Source organism: Corynebacterium epidermidicanis, from assembly GCF_001021025.1.
Lineage (GTDB): Bacteria > Actinomycetota > Actinomycetes > Mycobacteriales > Mycobacteriaceae > Corynebacterium > Corynebacterium epidermidicanis.
Map to the genome: position 1 here is coordinate 1,002,762 of NZ_CP011541.1, position 19,417 is coordinate 1,022,178.

Below are 19,417 nucleotides of genomic sequence, written 5' to 3' on the forward strand. Positions count from 1 at the left end.
CCTTTCGCTCAAACGCCGTGTTATAACCAATCGCATGTGATTTGAAACACATACACCTCTGTGGCTGGATCACAACACACTCCCTTTTTGCGAACTTTCACTTGAGGAGACTTCATTGACAACCGCAGTTTTTTCCCCCGAACGTCCTACGTTGACCCAAGGAAATTGGCAGTCAACAAAGCATCGCCGTTCCGTCTACGGCGTGGTAGCGATTATGTTCCTCGCTATGATTTTCGATGGTTATGACATCGTGGTGTACGGTGCAATTCTGCCAACCCTGATGGCAGACCCGTCCCAGATCGGACAACTTAATCCAACCATTGCCGGAACTCTCGGGTCGAACACCATGATCGGCATCATGATCGGCGCCCTAGGTGCGGGTGCTATTGGTGACCGCATCGGTCGACGCATGATGATGCTTGTGGCATTCGCCTGGTTTTCGATCGGCATGGCAGCAGGCGCTTTCGCCACGACGATCACCTTCTTCGGTGCCACTCGACTTTTCACGGGACTTGCGCTGGGAGTGATTACCGCAGGCGGTGGGGCAGTGATCGCCGAATTTGCCCCTCCGGCGCGCAAGAACATGTTTAATGCGATTGGCTATGTGGGTATCCCCGCTGGTGGAGTTGTGGCCTCAATGTTTGCGATCTGGTTCCAAGACATTATTGGCTGGCGCGGACTCTTCCTCATTGGTGCGTCTCCAATTCTATTCCTGCTCCCGCTGGCGATCTACATGCTCCCTGAATCCCCGCGTTGGCTGACCGCCATGGGGCGAGCCGATAAAGCACGTGCGATCTGCACCAAGTTCGATTTTCCCGAGACTCAATTCGTGGCGGAAAAAGTGGTGGTCACGGACACGGGGCAAAAGGAAAAGATTGGTTTCGGCGCGATCTTTTCGGGCAGATACCTCGTGCCGACGCTGCTCATTGGCACTATGAGCTTCATGGCCATCATGGCGGTTTATGGCCTCAACACCTGGCTGCCGCACATCATGAAAGCGAACGGTATGTCCTCCAGTGCCTCCCTCTACACCTTGGTCGCACTGAACTTCGGAGCTGCGGTAGGCGCTCTGGCGTGCTCTAAAGTAGCCGACGTGATTGGGCCGAAACCCGTTATCACCTTCACCTTTGCTACTGCGGCGATCTGCATGTTCGCCATGCCGTACCTTACGATTCCGGCCCTGATGTACACCGCGGTCGCGCTCACCGGCATGGGAGTCACCGGTACGCAGATCCTCATTTATGGGATGACCTCGAACTTCTATCCAACTCGCGCGCGCCAAGCCGGAATGTCCTGGTCCTCAGGGTTTGGCCGCCTGGGTGGCATCGTTGGACCGTCCCTCGGTGGCGTCCTCATCACGATGGGTCTTGGGGCGTCCGATGCCTTCATGGTGTTCGCCGTCGCAACCGTTATCGGAGCGGTATGCATGATTTTGACGCCTTTGAAGAACCGGCACTAATAACAATTTCGGCCCCGCAGGTCTACTAGTCTCGTGAAGCTAGGAGTAGTGCGGGGCCCAAGTTGTGTCAGCGGGTTGGGCCAAAGGCCTGGTGGAATTTAGCTATTCTTACTTCCGGCCTTGTTGGCTCCTGATATGAAGTAGATACCAGTCATCACCACGATGAACCCGATGCCGGCGTAGAGGGCCGAATGGAAATCGGGCTGCCACACCATGATGCCGAAGGTGAACACGATAAAGGCAATCGTGAAGTATTGGCCAAGTGGCCACAGAGGGACGGGGAATTTCAGTGCCGAACGTTCTGCTTCGGGAAGTTGGCGTCGGAAAGCGACGTGGGCGAGCAGGATCATGAGCCAGACAAAAATCGTGGCGAAAGTGGCCAGCGCTGCGATGGACTCGAAGATCGACTCTGGGATGAAGTAGTTCAGGACCACGCCGATGACCATCACGATCAGGAGGGTGACCACTGTCATCACGGGGACGCCACGCTTGGTCTTTGCCATTGCTGCCGGCGCGTGGTTCTCCTTGGCCATGCCGGCGATGACGCGACCTGCACCGAACAGGTCAGAGTTGATCGCAGACAGCGCCGCAGAAATGACCACAACGTTGAGTAGGGCAGCAGCCCAGTTGACTCCCAAAGCGGTGAAGATTTGGACGAATGGCGACTCGTCACCGGTAATCGTTCGCCATGGATTGATCGCCACGATGACGAAGATAGTCAACACGTAGAACAGCAAGATGCGCACCGGCACGGTGTTGACGGCCTTCGGAATTGACCTCTCTGGCGATTCTGCCTCGGATGCAGTCACACCGATAATCTCGGTGCCACCAAAAGCAAAGAGCACCAAGATGAACGCCGAAACCATGCCACCAAAGCCGTTGGGCATGAAGCCACCGTCGTTCCATAAGTTATCAACGCCGACGTTCTGTGGGCTATTGCCCAGGTGGAATACCAAAATTGCAGCTCCACCGAGGATCATGGCAACCACGGCGGAAACCTTGATCAGCGTCATGCCGAACTCAAGCTCACCGAACCACCGAGCACTCGCTAGGTTGGCCGCACCCACGATAAGCAGGGTGACTGCCACCCAAATCCATTGCGGGGTGTCGGGAAACCAGAACTTCATATAAATACCAATGGCGGTAAGGTCTGCCAGACACACGATAATCATTTCGAAGGCGTACATCCAGCCGGTGATATATCCCGACCAATCGCCCAGGTATCGGCGCGCGTATTCAGCGAAAGACCCGGTCACCGGGGCATGAACTGCCATCTCGCCCAATGCACGCAGCAGGAAGTAAACCACCGCGCCACCAAGGAGATATACCAACAGCACCGAGGGGCCGGCCGCCTGGATCGCGCCAGCTGAACCGTAGAAAAGGCCCGTGCCGATCGCCGAGCCCAAAGCGATGAAATGAATGTGGCGGGCCTTGAGCCCATGCCCCTGCTGTACAGATGTCGCTTGCTGTGTAGTCGTCATTAGTGCCCTTGTTATACGGTTGCTATTAGTCTTTAGGCAGATTACAAGCAGTTTTCCGTGTGAAATACCTGCTGAGTCACCGCTTGGTCTTCTGTGTGTGCTAAGACACAAAATATTGTGAGCGAGATCTCACTGTCAACTCAATTTGTCTGGAATCTCAGATTAAACATTGATGTAATAGCAGTTGCTCGTGGGGAAGATCACTTAGTTACCTGTCGGAGCTGGCAAGGGGTGAGCAAAGCGGGCGCGCCTACTGGAGTGAGCAAAGCGGGCCAAAAAGTTCGCTGGCCAGCTGCGAAGCGAAAAGTCCAGGGAAGCCTGTGATCACATTTGAGTCGCGTCACTAGGAGAGGTTATCCCCGATCTATGGCCATCTTGGGGGCATCTGCCGCAGGGGTGCTCTTACTTGGTACGCCTACACATGGAAGGCCGTGCCGCTATCTGAATCTATATGGCTTTCCGTCTTTGTCGGCGACGATATTCCCCTTGCTGATGTGCACCTTGTTCTCACACAGGCCCCGAAATTGTGCTTCGCGAAGCTTGTCTTTTCGGGACTTGTTGAGGTGGTGACGACCATGGAGCCATCTGAAATTCTGACTTCCTTTCGTATCGGGCGGAAGTTCACTTCTGGAAAGATTTTGAGATGAGCTCTATTGGGATAGGTCGTCGCCAAGCTGCCAAGCCGGAAACTTAGCGACGACGTTATGTTCGGCTCTTGGCCAAGGCGCGACGGAAATCGAGATAAGCAGTCTTCAGGCAAGTAGACGTTGCGCTTGCCTTGTGGTGATTGCAGAGGCGAGCTCATCAAGTTGATTCCGGTAGGTGGAGGTTCATAAATCACTCCTAGTCGATACAAAAGTTTATTTGCTCAAGAAAGTGTGAAGGTCAGCAGTCGGCCACCGTTGTTCCTGCCAAGTTCCGAATTTGTTATCGAGTGCGGGGAGCATAGAACGCGGCTGAGAGCTAGAAAACAGCGAGCTAAAGGTTGAAGTAACACGGCGGCTAGGGGCTCACCCTGGTTCTCGCTGACCGGATCTACGCAATGGTCAGGCTGCTTGTTTTCGGTGAATAAAGTGGCTTACTTCGCATTGTGAGCCAAAGTAGCGTAGCGTGGAGTCACAATGAGCAATACCGATAACGTTGCCAGCGGCGTAGAAGAGCTGGAAAATGTCACAACGTCGGAAACTCAGGATAATTCGCAGGATGTCGTAGCCGATCAGGCTGCACAAGACATCAGGGATGCGGACACTTCTGAGGACGACTCCACGCAAGGGTTTGAAAACCTGGGACTGCCTGCAGAAGTGCTGAAGGCAATTGCCAAGGTTGGCTATGAGACCCCGTCCCCAATTCAGTCACAAACGATTCCACTTTTGATGGAAGGCCGCGACGTCGTCGGCCTGGCCCAAACCGGAACCGGTAAAACCGCAGCTTTCGCCCTGCCGGTGCTTTCGCGCATCGACAAGTCCGTTCGCGCACCACAGGCCCTCGTGCTGGCGCCTACCCGCGAGCTGGCGCTGCAGGTTGCAGACTCCTTCCAAGAATTCGCCGATCACCTCGGTGGCATCAGCGTCCTGCCGATCTACGGTGGCCAAGCCTACGGAATTCAGCTTTCCGGTCTGCGCCGCGGCGCCCAGATCATCGTCGGCACCCCTGGTCGTGTCATCGACCACTTGACCAAGGGCTCGCTCGACATCTCCGGTCTGCGCTACCTCGTCCTCGATGAAGCGGACGAGATGCTCAACATGGGCTTCCAGGAAGACGTGGAACGCATTCTGGAAGACACCCCGGACGACAAGCAAGTTGCGCTGTTCTCCGCGACCATGCCAAACGGCATCCGTCGGATCTCCAAGCAATACCTCAACGATCCCGCGGAAATCACGGTCAAGTCCGAGACCCGCACGAATACCAACATCACCCAGCGATTCCTCAACGTCTCGCACCGCAACAAACTCGACGCTCTGACCCGTATCCTCGAGGTCACCGAGTTTGAAGCAATGATCATGTTCGTGCGCACCAAGCACGAAACCGAAGAGCTCGCAGAAAAGCTCCGCGCCCGCGGATTCTCTGCCGCAGCTATCAATGGTGACATCGCGCAGGCGCAGCGTGAGCGCACCGTCGATCAGCTCAAGGACGGTCGCCTAGACATCCTCGTAGCCACCGACGTCGCTGCGCGTGGCCTCGACGTGGACCGCATCACGCACGTCTTCAACTACGACATCCCGCACGATACCGAGTCCTACGTGCACCGAATCGGTCGCACCGGTCGTGCTGGTCGTTCCGGTGAAGCGATCTTGTTTGTCACACCGCGTGAACGTCGGATGCTGCGCTCCATCGAGCGCGCCACCAACGCCACCCTGGTTGAGATGGAACTGCCGACCGTCGATGAAGTCAACGAATCCCGCAAGGAAAAATTCGCCGATTCCATCACCGCTTCCCTGGAAGACTCGCAGCTCGCGCTATTCCGCTCCCTAGTCAAGGCATACTCCGAGGAGCACGACGTGCCTCTCGAAGATATCGCCGCAGCACTCGCAACCCAGGCGCAAGCCGGCAGCGAATTCCTACTCAAGGAACTGCCACCAGAGCGCCGTCGCGACGACCGTCGCGGGGACCGCTTCGAACGCGACGACCGCCGCGGTGGCCGTTTCGACCGCGACGAGCGTCGCGGGGGAGACCGCTTCGACCGCAACGAAGACATGACGGTCTACCGACTCGCTGTCGGTAAGCGTCAGAACGTGCGCCCAGGCGCCATTGTCGGTGCCCTTGCAAACGAAGGCGGACTGAACTCTAAGGACTTTGGACGCATCAGCATCTCCGTTGACCACACCCTGGTCGAGCTGCCAAAGAACTTGCCATCTGATGTCCTGGATCGACTCTCGGATACGCGTATTTCCGGCCAGCTGATCAACATCGAGGCTGCCCCAGGCGCTGACATGGGACCACGTGGCGGATTCCGCAAGCGCGATGACTTCGGTCGACGTGACCGCGACGATCGCCGTGGCCGTGGACGTGGCGACCGCGAAGGTGGTTTCGGTGGCCGAGGGCGTGGCGACCGCGATGGTGGTTTCGGTGGCCGTGGACGTGGCGACCGCGATGGTGGTTTCGGTGGCCGTGGACGTGGCGACCGCGATTACCGCTAAACACGCCTAGCACAGACATTTGCCCTCCTGCTTCGGAAACTTCCGAGGCCGGAGGGCATTGTTTTGTTTTAGGCGGGCGATTGTCTGTTCGGTGCGTTGGTCAAGCAGTGCGTTGCCTAGGCGGTGCGTTGAATGCCTTTGAAGTTGCACACTTTTCGCGGCGGCTTCAGAGGCACTTTCTAGCGGTCAGAGCAACCTGAAAGGCACTCGGCGACCGCTTGCTAGGTTCGGCGACCGCTTGCTAGGGCAGGCACCCCTTCCAACAGGCAGGCACCCCTTCCAACAGGCAGGCAGGCTCGCTGCACCGTTCAGAATCCGGAAAAGCTTAGATGAACATCAACACGGCGGTGATTAGCCAGAGCGCCGAGAAGATGCCACCGAACATGGAAAGTTGGCCCTTTGCTTTGTTCCAATCTGCAACAGTGGTGTCAGCTGGGGTCTCGTCGGTAGCTAGCGCCCCAAGGGCGCCTAGCAGCTTCTTCTGGCGAGGCAGGATCACAAAGTACAAAACTGCCCAAGCCACCACGGACAGCGCGATCGCCGCGTGGAACTGGCCCTGCTTCATGTAGGCGCTGTCAGAGATGAACAGTGCGACGCCAAGCAGTGGGACCAGCAGCGAAAGGGTTCCATAAGAGCGGGTGATGGCGTGGAGATTCTTCGCTGCACCGAGAGCGGTGGTATCGCCGCTGTGTGCCGCGAGTGCCTTGACCTGGAAGCTGGATACTGCCACGGTCACCGGACCGAGGAACAGGATTGCCGTGAGAATGTGGAGAGCAACGAGGATTGTTGACAAGACGAAAATGCCTTTCAGCGAGCTAATGATGATTACTAGAACGTATGTCACCCTATCGGGAAGCTAGCGATTTCGCTAACCAGACAGGTGCGCTTCATTGCCCTGATATCGGCCTCTGGCAAGGGAAGTTGGTAGCTGGCGGCGACGAAAGCTACCTTTCGGGAATACCAACATCGAGCAGATTTGCGCGGGGGTAGCCATTGCGCCGGCAGCTGGTCGGACTTCTCTTGGTTGAGCTTTCTAGAAGTTGCCACTAGGTTGTTCGGATCATTGGCGAATCGCAATCGTTGCTCGTCGCTCCATTGATGGGCGCCCAGGTCCCACGCTGCCGACAGCGGGATCACATGGTCGATTTCGATGGGAGAGTCGGGGGAGAGCTGGGCGGATCCGTAAGGGTCGATTCTGGAACCTGTACTCAAACGGCAATCGTCGAGCGTGGCGTTTTCGAGCTGGGCCAGCAAAACTTCGTGCCGAGTCGTGCAGCTGCCAGTACGCACCCAGCCGTCGCCGAAGCGATCACGCTGATAGTCGGGCCGTTCGGGGCGGTGCGGCAGCGCCATGACATAGGGGAGGGTCGCGGAGAGCGCAGGCGGTTCATCGAGATCTGCTGGGGTGCGTGGTGTGCCGGACACCACGGCGTCGATAAGCCAGCAGGCTGAGGCGGCGAGGAGGGTGACGGTGAAAATTCGGTTGAAGTCCATACTTAGTTAGACTTCGCGACCCGCACGAATCGTTCCCTATTGTGCTGAATTAAGTAGTTTTCTTGTTGGGCACGGAGGTGAAGTTGTGGTCGAGCATCTGCTCGGTCAAATCGCCCTTTTCGCGGGAGAGCCGGACGGCTTGGTCGAAAAGATCGGCGGTATGGGCGTCGGGGGCCTTGGTGATTAGGGAAACAAGCACCATCGCGACGGTAGCCAGCGCAAACCCCGGCACCATTTCATACATAGAATCCGCGAGTGGGCTCATACCCCACGCAAACGACACGACTGCACCGGTGACCATGCCCGCCAACGCTCCAGCAGCGTTGAGACGCTTCCAGTACAGCGAGGCCAGCATGATTGGGCCGAAGGCGGAACCGAAGCCAGCCCAGGCAAAACCGACGAGTCCGAGGATGGAATCGGAAGGGTTTATGGCAAGCAGCACGCCGATGATCGCCACGGCGAGCACCGCGCCACGCGAAAGCCAAATGAGGTTCTTTTGACGTGGCTGGCGCTTGACCACGATCATGTAGAGATCTTCGATCAATGCGGAGGAGGTCACGAGCAGCTGGGAAGAAATGGTGGACATGATCGCCGCCAGCACTGCGGTGAGCACCAAGCCTGCGATCAGCGGGTGGAACAGGATTCGGCCCATGTCGAGGAAGACGGTTTCGAAGTTTTCGCGGTCGGTGACAGCGATGTCGGGGTTCTGGGAGAAGAACACCGTGCCGATCAGTGCAGTAAACACCGCTCCCAGCACGCAGAGCAGCATCCAGAACACGCCGATGCGGCGACCCGGGACGGCGTCGCTAGGCTTGCGCATCGCCATGAAACGGACCACGATGTGTGGCTGGCCAAAGTAGCCCAAGCCCCAGGCCAAGTTGCCGATGATTGCGGCCAGTGAGACGCCCGAGATCATTGAGAAGTAGGTTGGGTTGCCGTCCGGGTAGGGGCCGTACTCATGCGAAGACGCCCAAGAGAAAATATCACTCGGGTTGTCCAGCGCTACCAGCGCCATCGCAGGTACGGCGATCAAGGAAGCGAACATGATCAGGCCCTGGACGGCGTCGGTGTAGCTCACCGCCAGGAAGCCACCCACGAAGGTGTATCCCACCGTGATGACCGCGACGATCAGCATGCCGGTGAGGTAGTCACCGCCAAAAGTGGATTCGAAGTAGCGACCGCCCGAGACGATTCCGGAAGAGACATAGAAGGTGAAGAACACCAGGATGACGACCGCCGACACAATACGCAGTAGCCGGGAGGTGTCGTGGACGCGGTTTTCAAAAAAACTTGGGACCGTGATCGAATTGTGGGCCACTTCGGTGTAGGCGCGCAACCGCGGGGCGACGATCTTCCAGTTCACCCAACAGCCAATGAGCAAGCCGATCGCAATCCATAGCTCGGAAAAGCCGGTCACGAACAATGCGCCTGGCAAACCCATCAGCAGCCATCCAGACATGTCGGAGGCGCCGGCTGAAAGTGCCGCAACCGTGGGGCTTAGCCCGCGCCCTCCCAGCATGTACTCGTCGTACTTGCTGGTCTGCCGGTAAGACCACCAGCCAATGGCGACCATAGCCGACATGTAAATGACGATGGCGATGAGAAACCAAGAGTGTTCGCTCATTGTGCCTTTCCAAAAATTGCGTGCGGACATCCAAATGCTGCCGTGGAACATTCGCCAAAACGTTAGTTGGCTTGTCGACGGCGCCGATCCGCACAGGTACGGGGTCGGAGTAAACCTAGGCCAATGGCGGCAATCGTGCTGGTGAGACGTTGTTTCGTCGGTGAAGCTTTGATGGCCGGTCGACCCGGTTAACTATCCACGGTAGGACAGTTGACCGGAGTCTCTTGAACTGGTCAGAGAGTTGTTACCGTTTAGTTATCCAATCGTAGCAACTTTGTATTCCTTCAGGTGGGGGAGCCTGCCTGTGGATAAGAATCCAGATCAGCGGTAGCAGCTGGTAAGAATGAGTGCATGACTTCTCACTTGCTCCACGGATTCTGGACAAAAGAGTCTGGACTTCACTTGTGGATTGAGCAAGTGGAGGGCCATCGCATCGTGTTGCCTGAAAGCGTTCCCGACGACGCCTTTTCCGCAGTCACCCTGATGACGATTCGCTCTCGGCGATTCACCCACTTGCACAAGACTGTGTTGCAAACCCCTAAGGGACGGCAAGTACAGCTGGAAATCCCCACCGCAGCGTGCACCCCAGAACAAGCCGTGGAAATTCTGTCCAATCTGCAGGTAGTCAACGGCCCGGAAATTGCGCCCGATTTGCGCTGGCTGATGCATGTTGCAGCTGGGCTGAGCAACTTCGTACGCGCAGGCCGCGTGGTGTTGCGGGTGAACTGGGAAGACAGCCAATGGTGGCCACAGTGGCAATTAGCTAGCGGGCTAGGGGAGCGTGGATGGCTAGCCGAGATGACGGCAGCCGCGCCTGGCTTCATCATCGCCAACGGGGGCTCTGGGGTGGCCGAAAACATGGCTGATGAGCTGCCACATTGGATTGCAAACCAACTGCTTGCCTCGCGCGCTGCAGCACCACGCTCGGCCCCATGGACGGAGTTTGTGGCGGCGCTTCTTCACTCGCAACCGCTTCGCCGGGGCGGAGTCCGGCTGGTGAGCAAGCTCAATGCGTGGAAAGAAACCATCACGCAGGGCGACATCTCCCTGGTCATCATTGTGGAAGAGCCCGATAAGGAGGACACGAGCACCGACCCTGCAGATCAACCATGGATTGTTCGGGTGCAATTACGCTTCGGCACTGATTCACCACAACCAGTCCGGCTGCTCGACTTAGATGCAGTCACCCGTAAGCAAGTGAAGTCGATGCATGATCGGCTTGTAGCCACCTATCCGCTCTTTGGTGATGAGCTCGCCCAGAGGCGCGCCCGGGAGGAAGCCACGGCGCGTCAGGGGCTAGGTTTTGACCCAGTCTCCGGTGATCTTGACATCGTGCTCGATATGACCCAGATGGTGGAATTCATCACCAACGGCGTGACCATCCTGCGGAAAGCCGGTTTCCTGGTGTTGCTGCCCAAATCGTGGAATACGCTCACCCCGAAGCTAGCGCTGGATACACGCAACACCAGCGATCCGGCGGTAGCCGCCACGAAAACCACCATTGGGCTCGAGCAATTGGTGGAGTACAACTGGCGGATGTCGCTAGGCGACATCGAACTGACCGACTCCGAGATGGCCGAACTCGTCTCGGCCAAATCCGGCCTCATCAACCTGCGTGGTCAATGGGTGATGGCGGACACTGATGCGCTGCGCAAGGTTGCTAACTACGTTGAGGAATTGGCCAGGAGTTCTCGAAAACAGCTCAAGCAGCGCATGGAAACCGCTGCGATGGAGGCCGAGTTGGCGCGCGCCAACGGCGATCCGCGGGCTGCGGAGTTTGAGCGTATTGCCGAAGAGCTCCGACAGCAGTACAACAACATGCACGCCGAATTCGGCAAAGTCAGCCTCGCAGAGCTGCGTGAGCTTGCTCTGAGGATGGCAGAGGACACCCCCATCGAGTTCACCGGCTCGAAGTGGCACGAATCAATCCTCGGCGGCGGGCTGCTGCCTGCGCCCGAGCGGGTGGATATTCCGCCGACGGTGCACGCGGAGCTGCGCGAATACCAGCGGCGTGGCGTCGACTGGCTGTATTGGATGAGCCAGAACAACCTAGGGGCCGTGCTTGCCGACGACATGGGGCTAGGAAAGACTCTCCAATTGCTCGCGCTGCTTGCTGTCGAAAGAGCCGAAACCGAGGAGGCGGTAGGACCAACGCTGGTGGTCTGTCCGACTTCGGTGGTGGGCAACTGGGTCAATGAAGCGACTCGCTTCGTGCCGGACTTGACGGTCGTGAGCCATCATGGCAGCAATCGCCTCGCGGATCAGGCATTCGTGGAGGCCGCTTCCGCAGCCGACCTCGTTATTACCTCTTATGGGGTGGTGTCTCGCGATCACAAGCTGTTGGCCGAGGTAGGTTGGGAGCGAGTGGTGCTTGATGAGGCTCAGGCCATTAAGAATTCGGCGACTCGGGCGTCGAAAAGCGTGCGAGCGTTGCCGAGCCGGCATCGGGTGGCTTTGACGGGAACGCCGGTGGAGAATCGGCTGTCAGAAATGCGCTCTATCCTGGACTTTTGTAATCCGGGTGTGCTGGGGTCGGCGAGTTTCTTCCGGAATCATTTTGCCAAGGCCATCGAACGTGAAAACAGTGAGGAAATGCGCCAGCGGCTGCGTTTGTTGACCGCGCCGTTTATCTTGAGACGGCTGAAAACTGACCCGTCGATTATTGACGACCTCCCGGACAAACAGGAGGAGATCCTCACTGTGCAGATGACCACGGAGCAGGCAGCGCTGTACAAGGCGTACACGGATGACATTGCTGAGCGATTGGCGCAGGTGGATGGGATCGCCAAGAAAGGCCTGGTGTTGTCGATGATCACCAGGATCAAGCAGATTTGCAATCACCCAGCGCACTTCCTAGGCGATGGCTCACCGATAACCGACCGGGGACGACATCGCTCGGGGAAGGTGGAAATGCTGATGGAGCTGGTCGACGCCGCGGTGCAGCGCGAGGAAAAGATGCTGATCTTCACCCAATATCGTGCTTTTGGAGACATATTGGTGCCTTATCTCTCCGAGTGGCTTGGGCGAGACATTCCATTCCTGCACGGCGGGGTGTCTAAGGTTGGGCGTGACCGGATCGTGGCGGAATTCCAAACCGAAGCCGGGCCGCCTGCAATGGTACTGTCGCTGAAGGCCGGCGGCACGGGTCTCAATTTGACCTCGGCGAATGTTGTTGTGCACCTGGATAGGTGGTGGAATCCGGCGGTGGAAAACCAAGCCACCGACCGCGCCTATCGCATTGGGCAAGAAAAGAATGTTCGGGTGTACAAAATGATTACCCAGGGCACGATGGAGGAAAAGGTCCAACTGATCCTGGACGGTAAGTTGGAGTTGGCAAATACCATTGTCGGTGAAGGGGAAGGCTGGATCACAGAGCTTTCCGCAGCTGACCTGGCATTACTATTGAGCTATCGCGAGGAGGAAGACTAGTGGCGGACCCGAAAGATAAAAAGCCACGCCCGCGCGACGGCAATGTCATCTACGTCAATTTCGGCAACGAGAAGCGTGTCACTTCGGTTCCGAGTGGTGCTAGTTCTGGCGCTTCGGGTGCTCCTGCGCGGGCGCTGCGCACGGTCCGCGGGCAAAGCGAACCGCAGGCGTTTGTGCGCTCCATCTACCAAGACTTCACTGATCCGGGTCGTATTTCCCGAGGTCTCGACTACTTCCGATTGGGGAATGTGGTCGGCCTTTCCGTTTCGCGCGATCGGGTTGTGGCCAGCGTGGCAGGTTCGCAAAACGAGCCGTTCAGCGTCGCGATCTCGTTTCCACGCCGTGGCAGCGAGGAGCTCGAAGAAGTCACCGCTCAGCTGCTTTCTCACGCAGGTGCGCTTGCCGACGCCAAACGTGGTCGCCTTTCGCCTGGCATGGTTGACATGCTGCTGGCTTCGGATACCTCGGAGGTTCGGGTGTCCTGCGACTGCCCGGACCGCAGTTTGTGCTGCAAACATGGGGTGGCGGTTTTGGAGGCTTTCGCCGAAAAGATCGAAGCTGACCCGGCGCTGTTGTTTAACCTGCGCGGATTGAGCTTTACCCAACTCGAATTGGCTATGCAGGCGGAAGCGAAACGGCGGGTGGACAAGGCTGCCGAGGAACATAACCCAACCCGGTTTTGGGATGGCAGTGAGCTTCCCGACCTCCCAACGCCCAAGGTTGCGCCCGCGATCGACGACTCCGATTTGGATGCCTTGCATCAAGCCATGCGGACCGTTACCTACAGCGCAATTGACGAATTGCGGGCGGTTGCCGACATTGAAGAGCTCTACGATTTCCTTGTTGATCGCTAGTATGTTCGAAAGCTCTGTCGATGTGTCGCCCCCAGCTGCTAAGACTAAGAACCATGACTGAAATTAAGTTCTTACAGACCTCAGACTGGCAAATCGGCATGACTCGCTGGTTCTTATCCGATGAAGCCCAGGCCCGCTTTGACGACGCCCGGTTGACCGCAATTACCCGCCTTGGTGAGATCGCAGTTGAGCAGGATTGCGCCTTTATCGTGGTAGCGGGCGACGTATTTGAGTCGAATGCTTTAAACAAGCGCACTACTGGCCGTGTTCGTGAGGTGCTGGCAGCACTGCCAGTCCCGGTGTATCTACTTCCTGGAAATCACGACCCGCTTACCCCGGACAGCATTTTCTTTAGTGACGTGGCAGTACCCGAGGGGGTGCATGTTCTAGCGGATTCCACCCCGGTAGAAGTAGTCCCTGGCGTGGAATTAGTGGGAGCGCCCCTGCGCTCAAAGCATAGTTATGACGATCTGGTGCGCCAGGCACTTGAGCCGTTGGAGCCCTGTGCGCCTGGGAAAATTCGCATCGCGGTAGCCCACGGGCAGGCGTTATCACGCAGCTCGGAACCGGCGCCAGACACCATTGACCTCGACTATGTCGAGGACTGCCTCGATCGCGGGGTCATCGATTACCTGGCCCTGGGGGATACACACTCCGCGCAGCCGGTAGGCAATTCCGGCAAAGTGTGGTTTTCCGGAGCACCTGAAGTAACCGACTATGCCGACCTGGACACGGCAGGTGGGGAAAGCAATTCAGGAAAAGCGCTCGTCGTGAGTATCGCGGGTGGCCAGGTAAGGGTGACAGAACATCCAGTTGGGAAGTGGCAGTTCCACACTTTTCGCAGTGAGGTTAATTCGCGAGCCGAGGCAGAAGAGTTCGTTGATCGCCTAAAGAGTTACGCGAATAAAGCTGAGGTGTGCGTGAAATATGCACTCCGAGGCGATGTTGATGTAGAGACCATGCAATACGTAGAGGCCGAGATTGCGCAGCTTGAGCCGATCTTCGCTGCGCTATATCCACGGGATCGGCTGATGGACTTCCACTTGAGCCCGGATCAAAGCGATCTCGATGCCTTGGAACTATCCGGCTATCAGCTCGCTGCGCTGCAAGAATTGCTCGCACCGGCCGAAAATGGGCACGATGCGCAAACGGCTGATGATGCGTTGAAATTGATGTTTCGGCTATCAGGGGAGCGACGGTAGAGATGCACATCCATCAATTGGAATTCCGCAATGTTCGCGGGGTCAGCAGCTTTCGATTGGATGAAATCCCGGAGACGGGTGTTTTAGTAATTACCGGCGAGAATGAGGCCGGGAAGTCAACCATGCTGGAAGCACTGTTTACGGTGCTATATGAAAAGCACACCTCCACCGGAAAGAAGATCCGGGCATTGCAGCCAGTCGGACAAGATGTTCCGGTGGAGATCGAAGCGGAACTTACTGCCGGCCCTGTCCGGTTCCGTATCCGCAAGAACTACCTAAAATCCAAGAAGGCAGAATTGAGCGTCCTCTCGCCAACCCGTGCCAGTTTCACTGGTGGGGAAGCCGAGTCCCAGCTCGAAAGCATTCTGGCGGAACACCTCGATAGCAAGCTCTTGCGAGCTCTGTTCGTCAAGCAGGGGCACTGGGAGTCCAGCCTAGCTGCCGCCGGAATTCCTTCCCTGACCCAAGCGCTCCAAACCAGCGATGGAGAAACCGTGATGAGCGCGCCTGAAGATAGCGGTCTTTTGGCCGCGGTGGAGAAAGAATATGCCCGCTATTACACCGCCACTGGCAAACCCACGGGTGAACTCAAAGCTGCCCGAGTCCGTCACGAGCAAGCACAAGAAAGCCTTGCCGACGCCGACCGCAAGAAAACTTCATTGGACGAAGACGTTGATTCCTTCACCAAGGATGAAGCTGCGCTCGCCGAAGCCACGCGAAAACTCCCCGATGCCGTTGCCGAGGTCTCCGAAAGAAAAGCTCAGTTGGCAGCAGCCACAGCTCTACAGGAACAATTCACAGCGCTTAATTCTCGCCTGGAGCAAGCAAAGCTGGTTGCTAAAGATGCCGGACGGGAGCTGGAAGGAAGAAACCAGCTGAACGCCAGTCTTGCTGACCTCAACCAAGAAGCAGACAAGCTAGCGTTCGAGCGCGAACAGTTGGCGGAGGAGGTAGAAACTCACAAGGGAAACCTGGAGCGTGTTACCGAAGGAATCGCCGTGCTAGAGGACCGTGCGCAGCAGATTCGTGCCGAAATCGGCGACCGGCGCCGGGAATTGGCACTTAAAAAGGCCTTCCTTAAACACCGCGAACTTCGTGAACTAACCGAGGCTGTCGCCGAGAAAGACGACGAGATTCGTCAGCTGCGTGCCGAAATGAGCCTACGCGTCGTCGATAGCCAAAGCGTGGCGCTCGCCGAACAGTTGTCATCCTCCGTCGCTGTCGCTAAAGCTAAGTTAGAAGCGGTGTCAGCAAAGCTGCAGCTCAGCGCAGTGGAGGATGAAGAGGTTTCCATCAACGGGGAACCGGTGGCAGTCGGGAAAGACGTTCACGAAGAAATCCTGCACCAACCCACCACACTCATTATTGGGGCCGTAACCGCCACCTTTGTGCCCGATGTATCGCAAGAGAAGTTGTCCGGCGAGGTATCGCAACTGCAACGACAGCTCGCAGAGCTTTTCGACGACCTTTCGGTCGGCGACATCAACGAACTGCGCAGCCGGGCGCGTGAAGATGCTGCCAAGCTGGCGGAAATCACCAAGTCAGAGGCGGAACGCGACGCGATTGTCGGCGCCACGGATCTGCGCGAAGTTGCGGAAGATATCGTTTCCCTGGAGCGCACTATCGACGAAGCGACTGAGCCTGAAGCTGATGTTGTTGAGCTAGAGGCGCGACTGGACATCTTGGACTCCGAACGCGAAAGCGCTGATGCTGAGCTCAAAGCACTACGACAGCAGCTCACAGCACTACAGGAAGCAGCAAAACATGTTCAGTTTTCTGTGGTGCAAGCCCGGCACGATGATGTTTCGGGTCGAATCGCGGCACTGAGTGACGCGATCGCGAATGCTGAAGCAGAAAAGCCGCTCGTCGAATTGCAGCAGGAGCTACAAGCCCAACAGGCTGCGGTTAGCTCGTTGGAAGATGACGTCAAGCAGCTAACACAGGAGCTTGCGGAGACTGACCGTGATGAGGCTGCGGATCTCCTCGAAGGTGCGGAAAGCCGATTAGACACCCTGAAAAGGTCAATCGAGGAGGTTAAACTCCGCCAAGCCGCGCGTCGGAGCAGGATCGAATACGCCGAAGGCGTTGCGGAAAACCTCATTCGTGCTCAGGCCCACTCCGAGGCTGTTCGGGAAGCACTCGAACGGGTGGAACGCAGGGCGGCGGCTGCGGAGCTGTTGCTGGTTACGCTGCGCAAACACCTCGAAGCGGCACGCCAGCGGTATGCAGAGCCATTCGTGGCAAAGCTCAACCACCTCGCGCGAACGATCTTCGGCACTGACCTGGACTTCACCCTCGACGAAGAATTGGGAATTTCCCAACGTGTGCTGAACAACACACCCGTCGACCTCGAAGCGCTTTCTGGCGGTGCTCAGGAGCAGCTCGGCCTTTTGGTGCGCTGTGCAGTGGCCGAACTCGTGGATGAGCAGGATGGCGTCCCCATCATCATTGATGACGCTCTGGGGCATACCGATCAGCATCGCCTCATCATGATGAATCGAGTGCTGTCCAACCTGGGGAAACGTCACCAAGTTATCGTGATGACGTCCATGCCTGAACGTTTCGAGCGGGTGACAGGGAAAACCGTCCGCACTATGGCGGAGCTAAAAGCTGTCGCTGGTGTGTAGACGGGCCTAATTGCCAGCGGGGAACGCAAAAACCGCCTGTCGCGAAGTGCGACAAGCGGTGAGGCATTTCACCTCGAGCGTGACGAGCGCCCAAGGGCGGAGCGTTGCTTAGCCCTGGCGAATAGCGGAGCCTCCGATCTCGATGTTGATGTCCTCGGAAAGGAGCACGCCACCGGTGGACAGTGGAGCGTTGAAGTCGATGCCGAAGTCCTTGCGGTTGATCTTGGTGGTTGCTTCGAAGCCGAGGCGAACCTGGCCGTATGGGTCCTCAGCAACACCGGTGAGCTCGACAGCGAGGGTAACTGGCTTGGTGACACCCTTGATGGTCAGGTCGCCGGTCACGGTGCCTTCGTTGCCCTCAATGTTGACTGCGGTGGAGGTGAAAGACATCTCAGGGAACTGAGCCACGTCGAAGAAGTCACCGGACTTCACGTGAGCGTCGCGATCCGAGTTATTGGTGTTCAAGGAATCAATCCTGATGGTGGCGGTCACCTTGGTCTGAGACTGATCGTCCAGGTTTACGTCGAGAGCGGAGTCGAACTCGGTGAACTCGCCGCGAACCTTGGTCACCATGGCGTGGCGAACCCAGAAGCCGATGTTGGTGTGAGCTGGATCCAAAACGTAAGAGCCGTTGAAATCGTTCATGTTGTTCTCCTTGAAAGTAGTTTGTTCGTGAGCTCCGATGTGCTCGTGGTAACCACCATACGTCAAACATGGTGACGTGTCAACAATTGGGGTGAAAATTCTGTGACCACGACTTTTGTTGCCCGTGGGGCAGGGGGTCATCGCTAAGCGACCCACCACACAGTCTAGCTACTTTCCGACGAGGGCTGTTTGGTCAAAAAGGATTGTTACTCTAAAGTTATTTTCTTAAATAGGTAGGTCGGAGAAAGCTCCATGAACATCCGCCGGCCAGACACGCCCTCACTCGCAGAAAAAGGTAGAAACGCATATGGCTGCGCCACGCTGGCTTAACGACGACGAGCAGGAACTTTGGCGATTCATCCTGGCTGCTATTCGGCGCTTGGAGCGCGGGATGGATGAGACCTTGCAGCAGGATTCAGATCTATCCGCCAGCGAGTTTTCTGTTCTCGTGACGTTGTCGGAAGCAGCTGACCGACGGATGCGTCTGCGTGATATTTGTGTTGAGTTGGAATGGGACCGCTCCCGGGCATCGCACCAGATCACGCGCATGGAGCGACGTGGCTTGGTTGCCAAGAACAAGTGCGCCGAAGACGCCCGCGGTGTGCTCGTGGAGCTGCTGCCAGAAGGAATGAAGCGACTCGAGACGGCAGCGCCAGCCCATGTGGAATCAGTGCGACGAATGGTTTTTGACAAGCTTTCGACTCAGGATGTGGCCGTATTCCGAGAATTATTGAACAAGCTGCTGGAAATCGATCACTGATTCTGCCAACCCTGAAGTTCGGAATCAGGGGAGAAATCGGGGAGAATCCCGATGTTTCGGGAATGAGTGCGCTGGCAGACTCAAGGTGTAAGGAAAACACGACAGTTCCAACCACCTGAGAGGTGACTCGATCATGACTAATTTTGACAACCGCGAACTGACTACCCGCCCACTGCGCCGCAGCACCACCGACCGGATGTTTCTAGGCGTCCTTGGCGGAGTTGGCCAAACCTACGGTTGGGACTCCACCATGCTGCGCGTACTCTTTGTGATTTCGATCCTGCTTCCAGGACCGCAGGTAATCCTGTACTTTATTGCCGCGCTGTTGATGAAGAACGATAGCTCTTTCTAGTTTCGGTCGGTGTGCTGGCGGGTGTGTAGCCTTCCCCAGTGTTTTGGGGTAGCACTCCTGTTAGGTCGTCTAACTAGGCAGTCAAGCAAAGCCAGGCGTAACCAGGCGTGGCATTGCAAGAGCGAATCTATATAACGTTCCGGCGAAAACGAACGCCTCATTTTAAATACCGCAACGAGCGAAAAGGCTACCCTGACGGGCAGGCAGTTCGCTAGGAAAACAAAAATCACCCTGACCAGCATGAACACTAGTCAGGGTGACTCCACTATTGTGTGCCCTCGAGAGGATTCGAACCTCCGACCTTTGGTACCGGAAACCAGCGCTCTATCCCCTGAGCTACGAGGGCGGGCGTC

At 57.1% G+C, this 19,417-nt stretch carries 13 protein-coding genes and 1 tRNA gene; 8 read left to right on the forward strand and 6 right to left on the reverse strand.

What is annotated here, in order from left to right; translation table 11 throughout:
* Positions 1-115: 115 nt before the first annotated feature.
* Positions 116-1,459: an MFS transporter gene (locus CEPID_RS04700; protein WP_236684298.1), complete on the forward strand. Its 1,344-nt coding sequence runs from the start codon at positions 116-118 to the stop codon at positions 1,457-1,459.
* Positions 1,460-1,557: 98 nt separating this feature from the next.
* On the opposite strand, the gene CEPID_RS04705 is transcribed toward CEPID_RS04700, so the two are convergent.
* On the reverse strand, positions 1,558-2,940 hold the full coding sequence (locus CEPID_RS04705; protein WP_047239970.1) for an amino acid permease: 1,383 nt from the start codon (positions 2,938-2,940) through the stop codon (positions 1,558-1,560).
* A 1,121-nt stretch (positions 2,941-4,061) separates the two neighbouring features.
* Here CEPID_RS04705 and CEPID_RS04715 point away from each other — a divergent pair.
* Positions 4,062-6,077, forward strand: a complete 2,016-nt coding sequence (locus CEPID_RS04715) for a DEAD/DEAH box helicase (protein ID WP_047239972.1) — start codon at positions 4,062-4,064, stop codon at positions 6,075-6,077.
* A 325-nt stretch (positions 6,078-6,402) separates the two neighbouring features.
* On the opposite strand, the gene CEPID_RS04720 is transcribed toward CEPID_RS04715, so the two are convergent.
* Genes CEPID_RS04720 through putP form a run of 3 tightly spaced genes read right to left on the reverse strand, consistent with a single transcriptional unit; the run spans position 6,403 to position 9,195 of the window.
* A complete protein-coding gene (locus tag CEPID_RS04720) occupies positions 6,403-6,870 on the reverse strand; it encodes a hypothetical protein (protein WP_047241361.1) in 468 nt (155 codons plus the stop codon).
* A 47-nt stretch (positions 6,871-6,917) separates the two neighbouring features.
* Positions 6,918-7,571: an HNH endonuclease family protein gene (locus CEPID_RS04725; RefSeq protein WP_236684299.1), complete on the reverse strand. Its 654-nt coding sequence runs from the start codon at positions 7,569-7,571 to the stop codon at positions 6,918-6,920.
* Positions 7,572-7,620: 49 nt separating this feature from the next.
* Positions 7,621-9,195: a sodium/proline symporter PutP gene (putP, locus tag CEPID_RS04730; protein ID WP_047239973.1), complete on the reverse strand. Its 1,575-nt coding sequence runs from the start codon at positions 9,193-9,195 to the stop codon at positions 7,621-7,623.
* Between the two features lie 351 nt (positions 9,196-9,546).
* On the opposite strand from putP, the gene CEPID_RS04735 reads away from it, so the two are divergent.
* From CEPID_RS04735 to CEPID_RS04750, 4 genes are read left to right on the forward strand one after another with little or no spacing between them, the layout of a single operon-like run.
* Positions 9,547-12,624 (forward strand): DEAD/DEAH box helicase, encoded by a 3,078-nt coding sequence (locus tag CEPID_RS04735; RefSeq protein ID WP_047239974.1) that lies wholly within the window; start codon positions 9,547-9,549, stop codon positions 12,622-12,624.
* Positions 12,624-13,478: an SWIM zinc finger family protein gene (locus CEPID_RS04740; protein ID WP_047239975.1), complete on the forward strand. Its 855-nt coding sequence runs from the start codon at positions 12,624-12,626 to the stop codon at positions 13,476-13,478. Before CEPID_RS04735 ends, CEPID_RS04740 begins: the two co-directional genes overlap by 1 nt.
* A 53-nt stretch (positions 13,479-13,531) precedes the next feature.
* On the forward strand, positions 13,532-14,680 hold the full coding sequence (locus CEPID_RS04745; RefSeq protein ID WP_047239976.1) for a metallophosphoesterase family protein: 1,149 nt from the start codon (positions 13,532-13,534) through the stop codon (positions 14,678-14,680).
* A 2-nt stretch (positions 14,681-14,682) separates the two neighbouring features.
* Complete coding sequence (locus CEPID_RS04750) at positions 14,683-17,307, forward strand: AAA family ATPase (RefSeq protein WP_047239977.1); 2,625 nt, start codon at positions 14,683-14,685, stop codon at positions 17,305-17,307.
* Positions 17,308-17,415: 108 nt separating this feature from the next.
* On the opposite strand, the gene CEPID_RS04755 is transcribed toward CEPID_RS04750, so the two are convergent.
* Positions 17,416-17,952 carry a YceI family protein gene (locus CEPID_RS04755; protein WP_047239978.1) on the reverse strand — a complete coding sequence of 179 codons (537 nt, stop codon included), beginning with the start codon at positions 17,950-17,952 and terminating at the stop codon, positions 17,416-17,418.
* Positions 17,953-18,259: 307 nt separating this feature from the next.
* On the opposite strand from CEPID_RS04755, the gene CEPID_RS04760 reads away from it, so the two are divergent.
* Together CEPID_RS04760 and CEPID_RS04765 are read left to right on the forward strand one after the other, a co-directional pair.
* A complete protein-coding gene (locus CEPID_RS04760) occupies positions 18,260-18,712 on the forward strand; it encodes a MarR family winged helix-turn-helix transcriptional regulator (RefSeq protein WP_047239979.1) in 453 nt (150 codons plus the stop codon).
* Positions 18,713-18,845: 133 nt separating this feature from the next.
* Positions 18,846-19,064: a PspC domain-containing protein gene (locus CEPID_RS04765; protein ID WP_047239980.1), complete on the forward strand. Its 219-nt coding sequence runs from the start codon at positions 18,846-18,848 to the stop codon at positions 19,062-19,064.
* A gap of 273 nt (positions 19,065-19,337) precedes the next feature.
* Here CEPID_RS04765 and CEPID_RS04770 read toward each other — a convergent pair.
* A tRNA-Arg gene (locus CEPID_RS04770) sits at positions 19,338-19,410 on the reverse strand.
* Positions 19,411-19,417: the final 7 nt, after the last annotated feature.